Annotated in this window: 10 protein-coding genes; 6 read left to right on the top strand and 4 right to left on the bottom strand. The window is 55.6% G+C overall.

The genetic code is table 11. From position 1 onward, the window contains the following. Positions 1-13 precede the first annotated feature (13 nt). Complete coding sequence (polA, locus tag ABHF33_RS08880; RefSeq protein ID WP_348943628.1) at positions 14-2,809, top strand: DNA polymerase I; 2,796 nt, start codon at positions 14-16, stop codon at positions 2,807-2,809. A gap of 106 nt (positions 2,810-2,915) precedes the next feature. Continuing rightward, entirely contained in the window at positions 2,916-3,644 is a 729-nt protein-coding gene (locus ABHF33_RS08875) for a hypothetical protein (RefSeq protein ID WP_348943627.1), read from the top strand. A gap of 958 nt (positions 3,645-4,602) precedes the next feature. Here the strand turns inward: ABHF33_RS08875 and ABHF33_RS08870 are convergent. After that, entirely contained in the window at positions 4,603-6,924 is a 2,322-nt protein-coding gene (locus tag ABHF33_RS08870) for an extracellular solute-binding protein (RefSeq protein ID WP_348943626.1), read from the bottom strand. A 425-nt stretch (positions 6,925-7,349) separates the two neighbouring features. Between ABHF33_RS08870 and ABHF33_RS08865 the strand changes: the two genes are divergently transcribed. Both ABHF33_RS08865 and ABHF33_RS08860 read left to right on the top strand, forming a co-directional pair. Continuing rightward, positions 7,350-8,363: a cation diffusion facilitator family transporter gene (locus tag ABHF33_RS08865; RefSeq protein WP_232522636.1), complete on the top strand. Its 1,014-nt coding sequence runs from the start codon at positions 7,350-7,352 to the stop codon at positions 8,361-8,363. Positions 8,364-8,449: 86 nt separating this feature from the next. Next, a complete protein-coding gene (locus tag ABHF33_RS08860) occupies positions 8,450-8,986 on the top strand; it encodes a CNP1-like family protein (protein WP_348943625.1) in 537 nt (178 codons plus the stop codon). 46 nt (positions 8,987-9,032) lie between these two features. On the opposite strand, the gene ABHF33_RS08855 is transcribed toward ABHF33_RS08860, so the two are convergent. Together ABHF33_RS08855 and proB are read right to left on the bottom strand one after the other, a co-directional pair. Then, positions 9,033-10,457: a tetratricopeptide repeat protein gene (locus ABHF33_RS08855; protein WP_348943624.1), complete on the bottom strand. Its 1,425-nt coding sequence runs from the start codon at positions 10,455-10,457 to the stop codon at positions 9,033-9,035. 58 nt (positions 10,458-10,515) lie between these two features. Beyond that, positions 10,516-11,637 (bottom strand): glutamate 5-kinase, encoded by a 1,122-nt coding sequence (gene proB, locus ABHF33_RS08850; protein ID WP_348943623.1) that lies wholly within the window; start codon positions 11,635-11,637, stop codon positions 10,516-10,518. Positions 11,638-11,831: 194 nt separating this feature from the next. Here proB and pnuC point away from each other — a divergent pair, with 194 nt between their 5' ends. Together pnuC and ABHF33_RS08840 are read left to right on the top strand one after the other, a co-directional pair. Next, positions 11,832-12,389, top strand: coding sequence for a nicotinamide riboside transporter PnuC (gene pnuC / locus ABHF33_RS08845; protein WP_348943622.1), 558 nt, complete (start codon positions 11,832-11,834; stop codon positions 12,387-12,389). Then, on the top strand, positions 12,386-12,904 hold the full coding sequence (locus ABHF33_RS08840; protein WP_348943621.1) for an ATP-binding protein: 519 nt from the start codon (positions 12,386-12,388) through the stop codon (positions 12,902-12,904). The genes pnuC and ABHF33_RS08840 overlap by 4 nt, the downstream gene beginning before the upstream one ends. A gap of 55 nt (positions 12,905-12,959) precedes the next feature. Here the strand turns inward: ABHF33_RS08840 and ABHF33_RS08835 are convergent, their stop codons facing one another. Continuing rightward, positions 12,960-14,231: an O-acetylhomoserine aminocarboxypropyltransferase/cysteine synthase family protein gene (locus ABHF33_RS08835; RefSeq protein ID WP_348943620.1), complete on the bottom strand. Its 1,272-nt coding sequence runs from the start codon at positions 14,229-14,231 to the stop codon at positions 12,960-12,962. Between the last annotated feature and the right edge of the window lie 7 nt (positions 14,232-14,238).

Below are 14,238 nucleotides of genomic sequence, written 5' to 3'. Positions count from 1 at the left end.
AGAGAACTCCCGCATGGCGACGCTGCTTTTAATCGACGGATCTTCGTATCTCTACCGCGCCTTTCACGCCATTCGAGAGCTTTCCGCCCCCGACGGCACGCCAAGCAACGCGCTGTTTGGCTTTGTGAACATGCTGAAAAAGCTGCGAGCGCAAACTCACGCCGATTATATCGCGTGCGTGTTCGATGCCAAAGGTAAAACCTTCCGCGACGACATTTACCCGCAATACAAAGCCCAGCGCCCGCCGATGCCGGACGAGCTGCGCGTGCAAATCGAGCCGATCCACGCCGCCGTCGCCGCGTTTGGCATCCCTATTCTGATGATTGAAGGCGTCGAGGCCGACGATGTGATCGGCACGTTGGCGCGGCAAGCCTCCGCCCAAGGCATCACGACGATTATGTCGACCGGCGACAAAGACATGTCGCAGCTGGTCGACGAGCACGCGCGCATTGAAAACAGCATGACTGAAGAAGTGCTCGACCGCGACGGCGTCTTTGCCAAATTCAACGTCTGGCCCGAGCAGATTGTCGATTATCTGGCGCTGATCGGCGACACCGTCGACAACGTGCCGGGCGTACCGAAGTGCGGCCCGAAAACCGCCGCCAAATGGCTGGCCGAATACGGCTCGCTGGATGAAATCGTCGCCAAGGCCGACAGCATCAAAGGCGTGGTCGGGCAAAATCTGCGCGATTCGCTTGCTTGGCTGCCAACCGCCAAAGAGCTGGTCACGATCAAGTGCGATGTGGATTTGAGCGCCGAATTGCCGAACGGCCTCACCGATCTGACGCCTAAAGCCGAGGACAGCGCAACGCTGCTCAGCCTGTTTACCCGCTTTAATTTCCGCACCTGGATGCGCGAAATGGAAAACAAGGTGGCCAGCAACGGTGGCCAGAGCGCAGCGCCTGCCGCACCAAATACACCAGCAGGTGTAACCGCAGACCTGTTTGCAGATAATACCCCTGAGGCAATACCCCAAGACAACCCCGCCCCCAGCGCGCCAGTCGAGCGCCATTACGAATGCATCACCACGCCCGAATTGCTCGCCAAGTGGATAGACAAAATCACTGCCGCGAGCATGACTGCGTTCGACACCGAAACCGATAGCCTCGACTCGATGCAGGCGCGCATCGTCGGCATGTCGTTCTCGGTGCAAGCCGGTGAAGCTGCCTACCTGCCGCTGGCGCACCACGGCGCTGACACTCCTGACCAGTTACCGTTTGATGAGACTATCGCCAAGCTCAAACCGTGGCTCGAATCCGCCGACCACAAAAAAGTCGGCCAGAACCTGAAATACGATCAACACGTTTTGGCCAATATCGGCGTCAATCTAGCAGGCATCGCCGACGATACGCTGCTGATGAGCTACGTCCTCGCCAGCCACGAAAAGCACAATATGGACGACCAAGCCGCGCGCGAGCTGGGCGAAACCACAATCAAATACGAAGAAATCTGCGGCAAAGGCGCCAAGCAGATTGGTTTTGCCGAGGTTGATCTAGATACCGCCACGCGGTATGCGGCTGAAGACGCTGATATTACTGGCCGTCTGGCCAATACCCTATTGCCGCGTCTGCAAGCACAGGCGGGTCTGTATCACGTTTACCGCGAAATCGAAATGCCGTCGCGCGACGTGCTGTATGTGATGGAGCGCAACGGCTTTCTGGTCGATGCGGGCAAACTCAAACAACAAAGCCACGACATCGGCCTGCGCCTGATCGAGCTGGAGCAGCAAGCGTACGAGCTGGCCGGTCAACCGTTTAATCTGGGTTCGCCCAAACAGTTGGGTGAAATTTTCTTTGAAAAACTCAAACTGCCGGTGATCAAAAAAACGCCCAAAGGCGCGCCATCGACCGACGAAGAAGTGCTCACCGAGCTGGCCAAAGATTATCCGCTGCCCAAAGTGCTGCTCGAACACCGCAGCCTCTCCAAACTCAAATCCACCTACACCGACAAGCTGCCATTGATGATCAACGCCGCCACTGGCCGTGTGCACACCAACTTCAACCAGACCGTCGCCGTCACCGGGCGGCTGAGCTCGACCGAGCCGAATCTGCAAAACATCCCGGTGCGCACGCCCGAGGGCCGCAAAATCCGCGAAGCCTTTATCGCGCCAGCGGGCAGCAAAATCGTCTCGGCGGATTATTCACAGATCGAATTGCGCATCATGGCGCACCTATCGGGTGACGCCGCGCTGATCCGCGCCTTTGAGCAGGGGCTGGACATTCACAAAGCCACCGCCGCCGAAGTCTTCGGCATCCCGCTGGAAGAAGTGTCCAGCGAGCAGCGCCGCTACGCCAAGTCGATCAACTTCGGCCTGATTTACGGCATGGGCGTATTTGGCCTCGCAGCTCAGCTCGAAATCACGCGCGAGGCAGCCAAAACGTTTATCGAACGCTATTTCAACCGCTTCCCGCAAGTGGCCGAATACATGGAAACCACCCGCAGCGCCGCCCGCGACGCCGGCTACGTCGAAACCGTCTTCGGCCGCCGGCTATGGCTACCCGCGATCAAATCATCGAATGGCGCCCAACGTGCAGGGGCCGAGCGCGCGGCGATTAATGCGCCGATGCAAGGCACGGCGGCTGACCTCATCAAGCTGGCGATGGTGGCGGTGAATAATTGGTTGATTGCGGAAAAATTGCAGAGTCGACTGCTGTTGCAGGTGCATGATGAGTTGATTTTGGAAGTACCAGAGGCGGAATTGGACTTAGTGAAAGCCAAATTGCCGGAGATTATGGGTAATGTAGCGACGCTGAAAGTGCCGTTATTGGCGGAAGTGGGCGTTGGGGAGAATTGGGAAGAGGCGCATTAAGATATAGGGTGTATTTGCCGCCCAGTGGCAAATACACCAATAGCGTGGATAACTCTGCGGTTCAATACCAGAAGCGATTTCGCACTAGACCATACTTAGGTAAATAATGCTGATTCTAAGCTGCAAAGATTATAATGACGCCCTAAATTCTTTAGCCAAGGCTTACAGTGCAAGTATTGATGCAATTAAAAGTGCGCAAAACACTTGGATAAAAGATGAAGCCATCAAACAGCCGAGTCAAACACCAAATTTATTAATGCATATTTACGCTGAACTTGGTGGCAAAGATTATCACTTTGATCTAGCAAAATATTATCATCGAGCGGCTTGCTTTAACAAAACAACCTTTATAGAAAATGGATTACTATCCGCAAGAGACGGAGCTGTTCTATTTCTGGCGCAACTTAGCAGATTCATAATCAAAGATGACACAAAAAAAATAAAGACTTTGGCCTTACAAAAACTAATACACCGATTATCTAGTGAACCAGAGTCTGGCGGACCGCATGCTTTTACCTCTTACGATGAAGCACACTTCGCGTCAAAAAGTGGATTAAATTACTCAATCCCCGAATTTTTTCAAGACTTTATATACGAAAACCAAGATAAATTCTCATACGACTTTGAGAAAATAATTAGCGATAACTTTAAACAGTGCATTGTTGAATTTTCAGCCACTCCAGAATGCAAGGAAACTTATATCCGTGATTTATGGAGATATTGCATATTAGTAAATACAAAAGGCTACAAACCAGATAATTATCATTTATCTGGCCACAAGGGGAAAGGCACCCCAATTAATCCAGACCAAATTTTGGATATTTATTTTATTTGAAATTACACTTTTCAGAGCTTGCAGCCATGTAGCGCCGTAGATTGGACTAAGCTTGCGCAGCCCAACTTTTACCAAGAAACCGCCATCTATGACGGTTTTTATTTGCCTGCAATTTGTCATCCACCGCGGATTGGCGGCTATGCGCCGCGGCACTCACTTTCCTTGCTTCGCCAAGGAAAGTAAGCAAAGGAAGGCGACCCCACATCTGCGTCGGCTACGCCGATGCCCTCGACTGCGGACGGTTCGAGGCGGCGGCGGGGCTTAACAAAACAGGCCCCGCCGAAACCCCGCCCCGCCCGTTCCTCGCTCGGCGCAGCTGTAGGGGAATTGGCGCAGACCAACGATTGCGGCATATACATGCCTATGTGTTGCTCTATAGACCAATTTTGATCTGGCCTTTGGCGATATACCCATTCCTATTTTGTTCGCGCTGTGTGGTCTGGGGCTTTAATCCCCTGTCGCCCATCGCCGAAGGAGTGGAGTGAGACAAACAGCTTTATCGTTTGGCTCGCGACCGACTGAGGGAAGCCCGGAGGGCCGCAGGCGGGGGGCTCCTTTGGGGTGTAGGGGGCTTTGGAGAAGCAAAGCCCCCTACCTGCCCGCGCGGCGGAACGCGCATTCAAATATCGCTGCGTAGCCGTATAAAACCTAAAAAGAAGTTAGCATTTCGGTGCGCAAATCCCTGCGGGATTTTCACACCCAACCCATCACCAACGAAACCGCCAATCATGGCCGCTTTTCATTATCTGTTGGCCGCTTAGCTCACAGAAGATATACGTGAATAGGTATTGCTCTAGAGGTCAATTGAGATATTGCTTCTGTTGATATACCCATAGAATCTGACTTGAGCGGGATTTCCTGCCTGTTGGCGGTGATGTCAGCGATTGATGTGATTCGCTTGAGGGGCGATCAGTAGAAATGCCGGATGCCGGTATTCAACCGGCCTCCGGCATGTGGCCTAGCGGCGGGCGGTGGCGGCCAGTTTGCTGGCGGCGGCGGCTGCGGTGATGTTGGGGTTGTGCCAGAACTCGTAGACCACTTCGATCAGTGCTTTTTTCATATCGTCCTGCACGGCCATATTGTGCGCCCACGATGGGACCAGCGTATTTTTCTGCGCGGCGTCGGCAAAGTCGGCCGCCGAGGCTTTACCATAAGCATCGAGCCGATTGCGGTCGATGTCAGTGCGGGCGGGGATCGAGCCTTTGTGATGGTTGTAGGCAATCTGGCATTCCGGGCTCATCAGCAGGGAGGCAAAGTCACGCTGGGCGATGGCGCGTTTTGGATCGTCCTGCCGGAACATGGTCAGCGTATCGGCGGCGAAGCTGTATTCGCCATTCTGATTGGGCGCGGCCCAGAATAGATAATCGCTACCGGCCTGCTTGCCTGCGGTATCAAATTCGCCTTTAACCCAGTCGCCCATCAGCTGCATGGCGGCACGGCCATTGATAATATCGGCGGAGACCAGATTCCAGTCGCGGCCCACCGGATCGGGGCTGCAGTAGGGTTTTAGGCGGCGGAACATTTCGAGCGCGCGGATGGTTTCCGGCCCGGACAACACGCCCTGATCGAGCCTGCTAAATGCATCGACATAATATTTGGCACCACACAGGCCCAGCGAGACGGCTTCAAACAGCGTGGCCACCTGCCATTTCACCTCGGAATGCGCAAAAGGCATAATCCCGGCGTTTTGCAATTTCTCGCAGAGCGCGATCAGCTCATCCCATGTGCGGGGAGCCTGGCTCACATTCACCCGGCGCAGCAGCGCCGCATTGGCCCAGATCACATTCACGCGGGCCACGCCCAGCGGTACGGCGGCATAGTGGCCATCAGCGTGCATTTGTTTATCGAGCACGGCGGGCAGTATCTGCGCCCAGTTTTGCTCCCGCGCCAGATCGTCCAGATTGGCCAGCACGTTTTTGCCTGCCCAGGCCTGGATTTTGACGCCACCGATGGCGGCGGCGGTGGGTAGATTATTTTCCTCGACGGCTTTTTTCAGCATGCCGGGGACATCTTTACCGCTGTGATTATCCGACCAATGATGGCCGATCTGATTCAAGCGCGCTTTCACATCGGCCACCGCACGAAATCCACTGGCAGCAAACCAGCCGTGCAAGACCGTAATGTCTTCCAGCTTGAATTTACCCACGGCACTCATCAGTTCGCGGGCACGATTGTCGAGCGTTTCTAGCGCTTTTTTGGTTTGCTGCAGCGCTGAATCGCTCGATTGTGTCATTGAATTAATTTGCTCGGACGATTGCGCCATCGTGGTGCTGGCGGCGGTTTGTTCGCGCGTCGCGTCAGCAATGCCGCGCACGACTTGCACGACGTTTTCCATGCGCTGGCCGATTTCATGCATCATCTGGCTGGCTTCCTGCGCCCGCTCGACACTGGAAGTAACGCCGCTTGCCGCTTCATTCATGTTTTTGAGTGCAATATCGGTGTCTTTACCCACCGAATTGATACGGTCGGTAATTTCCACCGTGGCCTTGGCGCTGCGTTCGGCCAGCTTGCGCACTTCATCGGCCACCACGGCAAAACCGCGGCCTTGCTCACCGGCCCGCGCCGCTTCAATCGCGGCATTGAGCGCCAACAGATTGGTTTGCTCGGCAATATCCTTGATCACGCTGACAATGCCGCCAATTTCCTTGGAACGCTGCCCCAGATCGGCCATGGCAAAGCTGAGTGATTTGATCGAATCCTGCATTTTGCCTACTTCATCCGATACGCTATGCACGGTTTGCGCGCCATCGACCGACAATTGCTGCGTGGATGCCACGGCGTCGTCCACTTCGTGCGCGCTATCGGCAATATGCGTAATGCTAACGGTGATTTCCTCCACTGCAGCGGCCGAGGCGGCGACAAAATCGGCTTGGGTGTGGCTGTCTTTAACCAGCTGCCCGGTGACGCTGGTAATTTCTTTCAAGCCCAGCGACAGGCTTTCCATATCGCGCTGCACTTCACGAAAGGTGTTTTGCAGCTGCGTAGCAAACTCGTTAAATCCGGCTGCGGCCTGCCCCAATTCATCTTGCCCCTGCACCGGAATGCGGAAATTCAGATCCCCACCACCCACTGGCAATTGCTGCATAGCCTGCAACAACTTTTGCAAGGGTTTAAGCTGCCATTGCAACAGCAGCGCCTGCGCCACTGCTGCGACCAGCACGGCCAGCGGCAAGCTGACCCAGGCTGACCAGCCCAACCCCAAGCTAGCCCAGAAACCCAATGCCAGCGCCAACAGGCTAATCAAAACGGTGGATAAAATGATTCGGGTCTTGATGGGCATAATGACTCCGCAGTGGGAAAAAGCTGTTTTTATCTGATCCGGAAACCGTTAACAATTCGCCAACAATTGCTTATGTCAGCATAGTCAGGATTGAAGTTGAAAGCCAAGCAGGCCAGATCGGGACATGATGGGGACGACGGCTTTGGCTTGTCTATTGCGAGTTTGCTTTATGTATTATGCACCGTTGATGCACACCTGATCTTGATCAGATCGAGCTCAATGACCTTTTTGCAACGCAACAATAATTGAATGAAATGCAAAACTTATCCTTTGCTTAGTAACATACCCAAGCCATAGGACGCTACGTTATAGTAGCTGCATTACATTCATTGCATGACAGGGCTCAGGCGGCAAAACCTGGGTGCAGTAATATCCGGCAGATTCGCTATCTACCTCTGCAACGCCCTGAAAGAAGGATAGGCATCGTGAAATACACTCCGCACACCCACAAGCATTTTCCCGAAGGTGCGCAGCACCAGCACCCGCATGATCGCCCGGGTGGACACAATGCCTGCCATGATCATCGCCACGACGAAAGCCACCATCACCACGATCATGGTGCGCCCAGCTCGCAAAAACGGCTGGTGATCGCACTGATTGTGACCTTTGGCTTTGCCTTTGTCGAACTAGCGGGCGGCCTCTGGGCCGGATCACTGGCGCTGATTTCCGATGCGGGTCATATGATGACCGACAGCGCTGCGCTGCTGCTGGCGCTGATTGCCAATCTGATCGGGCAACGCCCAGCCAATGCGGCCAAATCGTATGGCTACGCGCGTGCAGAATTGATCGGCGCGCTGGTCAATAGCCTGACCATGATTGCGCTGGTGGTGTGGATTGTGGTCGAAGCCGTACAACGCCTGCTCAACCCCGAGCCGGTCAATGGTCTGGGCGTGATGGTGATTGCGGTCATTGGCCTGCTGGTCAATGTGATTTCCGCCTGGCAGCTCTCGCATGATCACGACAATCTCAATAGCCGTGCGGCGCTGATTCACGTACTGGGTGACTTGCTCGGCTCGGTGGCGGCCATTGCCGCCGGGGCCGTGATTTACTACACCGGCTGGCAGCCGATTGACCCGATTTTGTCGATTGCGGTATCGCTGCTGATTTTGCGCTCGACCTGGGCACTGCTGAAAAAGTCGACGCATTTATTAATGGATGGCGTACCGGACGGGCTGGATTTGTCCGCTGTCGCCGATGCCATTACCGCCACGCCGGGCGTGAGCGAATTGCACGATCTGCACGTCTGGAATATCGGGGGCAAACGCAACGCCCTATCGGCCCACCTGATTATCGAAGACCCCGCTGCATGGCCACGGTTGATTTTGCAACTCAACGAGATGCTGGAGCAGCAATACCATATTGACCACGTTACCTTGCAGCCCGCCTGGCTCAGCGAGCATCAGGGTGAACCCGTGCCCATGATACGGATTGCGCATTGACCGATGCGGCGTGATAGCATTTGTTTCTTTGTCTCGGGGAAAGAGTGATGCGAGCCCAATGCCTGATACTCATGCTGTGTGCCAGTATGACTTCGTTTGCAGAAACCAATGTCAGAGTGGAGCGTAATGGCCGCGGCTTACCGGGTGAAGTGACAGATTGGTTTAATGATCAGAAGGCTGCGCCTGCAGAAGTTGGTTTTGTTTTACCGAATATCAAAGATTTGACGCAATGGGCACCACTTGATATTCCACAGTTAAAAAACAACAGCAAAAATAGCTATTTTCTAGCACTGGACAGTTTAACGCTCAATAGTGATGAAATTGTCCGTTATGTTGTTGCCATTAAACCAGCAGGTGCAAATATCACCACACTGTTTTTTGAAGGGCTCGATTGTGCAAGCAATCAATACCGCCACTATGCCAGTGCCAGCAGTACGGGCGACTGGCGCGAGCTGAAAAATAGCACCTGGAAAATCAACAGCAAAAATGGCCATAATGCTTGGCAAGGTTATCTGGCTGATGAGTTTTGTAGCTTCAATGCGCCTTGGCCGCTAGAAACCATCAAAAAGGAATTCGTCGCCAATAAATGGCCTGCTGACTGTTCCGGCTGCCAAACCCGTTAAATAATCACCGACAGGCACACAGTCAACAAGACGGCAGCATGATTACCTAGCTCTGCTGTCGTTGGCCAATATACTGAGCGGCCTGCTGTACGGGCACTAACCAGTCATCCAAACCCGATTGGCGCAAAATGCGCAGCGATGAGTACCACGGGCTATCGCTGCGCGCAGTTTGCCAGCGCCAATCGGCGTCGATCCGGCTCAGCAATAAGGTCGGCACGCCCAACGCGCCCGCCAGATGCACAATCGACGTGCAGCTACTGACCACCAAGTCCAGATTGGCAATATACGCGGCCGTATCGGCAAAATTACGCCAGTGGGCGCTGTCGTCGCGTAGCTGCGCCGGGTGAGCGCCGTATTGTAAATTGCACCAGTGAATGCCCGGCAAATCGAGTAAAGATTGCAACTGCGCCAGCGGAATACTGCGCCAGCGATTATCCGCCTGCTGCGGATTACCTTGCCAGGCCAGACCAGCTTTAAAACCGGCAGGCAGGTGCTGACGCCAGTACGCCAGCGCCGCCGGATCAGGACACAAATAGGCAGCACCATCGAGCCGTGCTTCGTCAATCTGCAGCGCAGCGGCCAGACTCATCAACGGGATATGGTGCGTCAGCCCGCTGTGGTCATTCAGGCTACTCACCACATGAATCTCTGGCGGCAGGCTTTGCTGCAGCAGCTGCTGCAATGTATCCGGCACCAGCACGGTCACATGGGCAAAGCGGTGCAGTAACTGGGGTAAAAACCGGGCAAATTGCAGCATATCGCCAAAGCCCTGCTCGCCAATCACCAATAGCCGGGCAGAACGGTTCACTACCTCACCCGACCAGCGGGGCAAAGGGGTATTTGGATAGGGCCTATGCAGCGCTTGCCAGCGCGACTCATACCCCTGCCATCCTTCCTGCCATTTTCCTTCAAGCAAGCTTAATGTTCCCAGGCTGTAGCGGGCCAGATGATGCTCAGGATTGAGCCTCAGTGTCGCCAGATAATGTGCTCTGGCCTGCGCCAACTCACCTTCGCGCCGGTACAGCCGCCCCAGATTATGCAGGGCATCGGGATATTCGGGCTTGAGCCGCAAAGCGGCGGCAAAATGCTCGTGTGCGGGCGCAAAGCGCCCCAGATTGGTCAATAGGGTTGCCAGATTATAGTGCGCCTCGGCGTGCGCCGGGTTGGCATCCAGCGTGGCGCGATAATGCTCGGTCGCGGCCAGCGCATTGTGCTGCAACAGCGCAAGATTGCCCAAGTTATAGTGTGCGTCGGCCCAGCCGGGCTGCCAGTGCAAGGCCTGCTCATAGGCGATGCGCGCCTCATCGTAGCGCCCCAGCTGCTTGAGGATATTGCCGTAATTCAAATGCAGGGCGGGCGCTTCAGGCACCAGCTGCAGGGCTTGCGCCATCAGGATTTGCGCTTGAGCCCAGTCTGCACGCTGCGCGGCACTACGGGCTAGTTGGGCCAGCTGAACGGGGTCTTTCACCATACCCTCCAACGTATTGGTCTGCAGCCTAATTCAAAACTAGAGTGCAGACCTATACCCATCAGGAAACAACCAGATTATCACGATGGATCAATTCGGCTTCGTCGATATAACCCAAAATGGCTTCGATCTGGCCGGTAGGGTGGCGCAAAATCCGCGCGGTTTCTTGCGAGCTGTAATTGATCAGGCCGCGCGCAATTTCAACGCCCTGATGATCGATACAGCTCACCACTTCACCGCGCAAAAACTCGCCTTCCACCGCGCTCACGCCAATGGGCAATAGGCTTGACCCACCTTGCTTGAGCGCCCGTACCGCACCCGCATCCAGCGTTACCCGGCCTTTGAGCTGCAAATGATCGGCAATCCATTGTTTTTTGGCCGCCAGCGGCGAGGTGTGCGCAGTCAGCTGTGTGCCGATGGCCTCCCCGGCAGCCAGCCGGGTGAGCACTTCGGGCTCGCGGCCGCAGGCGATAATGGTTGTCGCCCCGCTACGCGCCGCCCGTTTGGCAGCGATGATTTTGGTATACATCCCGCCTGTGCCGACGCTGGAGCCCGCACCACCGGCCATCGCCTCCAGCGCTTCATCACCAGCGGTGGCAAAACGCACCAGCGTGGCATCGGGGTTGCTGCGCGGATCGGCAGTGTAAAGGCCGGTCTGATCGGTCAGAATCACCAGCGCATCACCCTCGATCAGATTTGTCACCAGCGCGCCCAGCGTGTCGTTGTCGCCAAATTTGATTTCGGCGGTCACGACGGTGTCGTTTTCATTAATGATCGGAATCACGCCCAGCTGCAATAAGGTCAATAATGTTGACCTGGCATTCAGATAGCGGGTGCGATCGGATAAATCTTCGTGCGTGAGCAGCACTTGTGCGCAAGTGAGGCCGTATTCCTGAAATGCGGCTTCATAAGCACGGCACAGCCCCATCTGTCCGACGGCGGCGGCGGCCTGTTTTTCATGCACCGCACTGGGCTTGCTGCTCCAGCCCAGCCGCGCCACGCCTTCCGCAATGGCACCGCTCGATACCAGCACGACCTGCTTGCCCTGGCGCGCCAGCTCGGCAATTTCCTTGGCCCAGCGGCTAAGCGCCGCATGATCCAGCCCCTTGCCGTCGTTGGTGACAAGGCTGGAGCCGACTTTGATGACAAGACGTTGGGCGCTGGGTAATACGGTGCTGGTCATGATGAATGATTCCGACTTTGATGCGGGAGATTATACCGTGACAAACGGCGCTGAAACGGCACGATGCCGCCCTGATGTGAGGAAATTTGCACCAGCGCAAAGCCTTGCAGATTGTGCACTGGTGGAGCCAGAAGCGCCTTGCTAGCGCTGGGGGCTGCTAAACTAGCACCCTTTACACCCTTTGATTGCACCTTATGTCCCTGCTTGAAATCATTGGCTTTGTACTCACGCTGACGGCGATTGCACTAGCCGCGCGCGGCCATGTGCTGACCTGGCCACTGCAGCTGGTGGCTAGCCTGCTATACGTCTGGCTATTTGCCCAATTCAACTTGTTTGGCGAAGCCGCGCTGCAAGCGGTGTATGCCGTTCTGGCGGTGTATGGCTGGCAGCAATGGCGCGGCAATGTAAGTCAACCGGCTTTACCTGTCTGCTATTTGAATAAAAAAGAATGGCTGCTGATCAATACCGTGGGGCTGGCCTTAACCGCCGTGGTGTCGACGCTGCAAATTCAGTTTTTACCGACTGATGTCCCCGTGCTCGATTCTTCCATATTTGTGTTTGGCCTGCTGGCGCAGTGGATGCAGGCTAAGAAACGGATAGAGAACTGGCCGTACTGGATCGTGCTCAATTTGCTGGCCAGTGGCGTGTATCTATATAAAACGCTGTATATCACCGCCGTGCTGTATGTCCTGCTGGCCTTGCTGGCCGTGTGGGGCTGGCGCAACTGGCGGCGCGAGCTGGTGGCCGCATGACGCGCAAAATCGCAATTGTCGGCCCCGAATCCTGCGGAAAAACCAGTCTGGCGCGAGCGCTGGCCCGTGAGTTGCAGGCACCCTGGGTGCCCGAATTCTCCCGCCCGTGGTTTGCCGCCCAGCGCCGCACTGCGTATAGCATGGACGATATTATTGCGATTGCGCATGGTCAGCTGGCGCTGGAACAGCAGCTGGCCACCGGGGCTGACTGGCTGGTGTGCGATACCAGTGTGCTGGTGTGTGTGATCTGGGCACAGGTGCGCTTTGGCGAATGCCCAGCCGAGCTGGCGCAACTGTGGCGGCCTCAGGATTATCAGCTGCATCTGCTCACCGCAGCCGATCTGCCGTGGCAACCCGACCCTTTGCGCGAAAATCCGCTGGATCGGGATGCATTGTTGACCCGCTATCAAACCGCGCTAGAACAAACACAAGCACCGTTTGCGCTGGTGACTGGCGTGGGCGAGGCTCGCTGGCAAAACGCCAAGCAGGCAGTGCAGCAATTTACATGGGTATAGCCCTGCAGATCATGCTGAATAATATCTATAGAGCAATACCCATGAAATACATCGACTACACTTGTGCTAGCGCCTGATCAAGATCGGCCAGAATATCGTCGATGTGCTCAATCCCGATCGACAGACGCACCATGTCTTCGGATACGCCTGCTTTTTGCAGTTCATCGGGCGAGAGCTGGCGATGCGTGGTGCTGGCGGGGTGGCAAGCCAGCGATTTGGCGTCACCAATATTCACCAGTCGGGTGATCAATTGCAGCGCATCTTGGAAACGCGCACCCGCCTCACGGCCGCCTTTGACGCCAAAGGTCAACAAGCCTGACGCTTTGCCGCCGAAGTATTTATCCACCAAGGGTTTGCTGGGGTGGCCTGCTTGGCCAGCGTAGTTCACCCATTCCACTTTCGGATGTGCGGCAAGGAAATCGGCCACTTTCAGCGCGTTTTCTACGTGTCTGTCCATGCGCAACGCCAGTGTTTCCAGCCCCTGCAAAATCAGGAAAGAATTAAATGGCGAAATCGCCGCGCCCATATTGCGCAGTGGCACAGTGCGCGCGCGGCCGATAAATGCCGCTGGGCCGAGCGCCTCGGTGTAAATCACGCCGTGATAGCTGACTTCGGGCTCGTTCAGGCGTTTGAAACGGGTTTTATGCTCGGCCCACGGAAATTTGCCGCTATCGACGATAATGCCGCCAATGCTGGTGCCGTGGCCGCCCATATACTTGGTCAGGCTGTGCACGACGATGTCGGCACCGTGTTCAATCGGACGAGTGAGATATGGCGTAGGCACGGTGTTATCGACGATTAGCGGAATGCCACCGGCGTGCGCGACGGCGGCAAAGGCCGCGAAATCCACGACGTTGCCCAATGGATTACCGATTGATTCGCAGTAGATTGCTTTGGTTTTTTCGTCGATCAGTGCGGTGGCGGCTTGCGGATCGTTCGCGTCAACAAAACGAACCGAAATACCGTACTGCGGCAGCGTATGTGCAAACAGATTGTAGGTGCCGCCATACAGCGCACTGGTGGCGATGATATTGTCGCCCGCTTCGGCGATGGTGAGGATCGCATAGGTAATCGCCGCCTGCCCCGAGGCCAGCGCCAGCGCGCCGATCCCGCCCTCCAGCGCCGCCACCCGTTGTTCGAGCACATCGGTGGTCGGGTTCATGATGCGGGTATAGATATTGCCTTTGACCTTCAGATCAAACAGATCGGCGCCGTGTTGGGTGTCGTCAAAAGCGTAGCTGGTGGTCTGGTAAATCGGGACGGCCACCGCCTTGGTCGTCGGGTCGGGGCTGTAGCCGGCATGAATGGCAAGCGTATCGAATTTCATTGCTAAA

Source organism: Chitinibacter sp. FCG-7, from assembly GCF_040047665.1.
Classification (GTDB): domain Bacteria; phylum Pseudomonadota; class Gammaproteobacteria; order Burkholderiales; family Chitinibacteraceae; genus Chitinibacter; species Chitinibacter mangrovi.
Note: the sequence above shows the minus strand (reverse complement) of the source record. Positions and strands in the feature narration are given on the sequence as shown.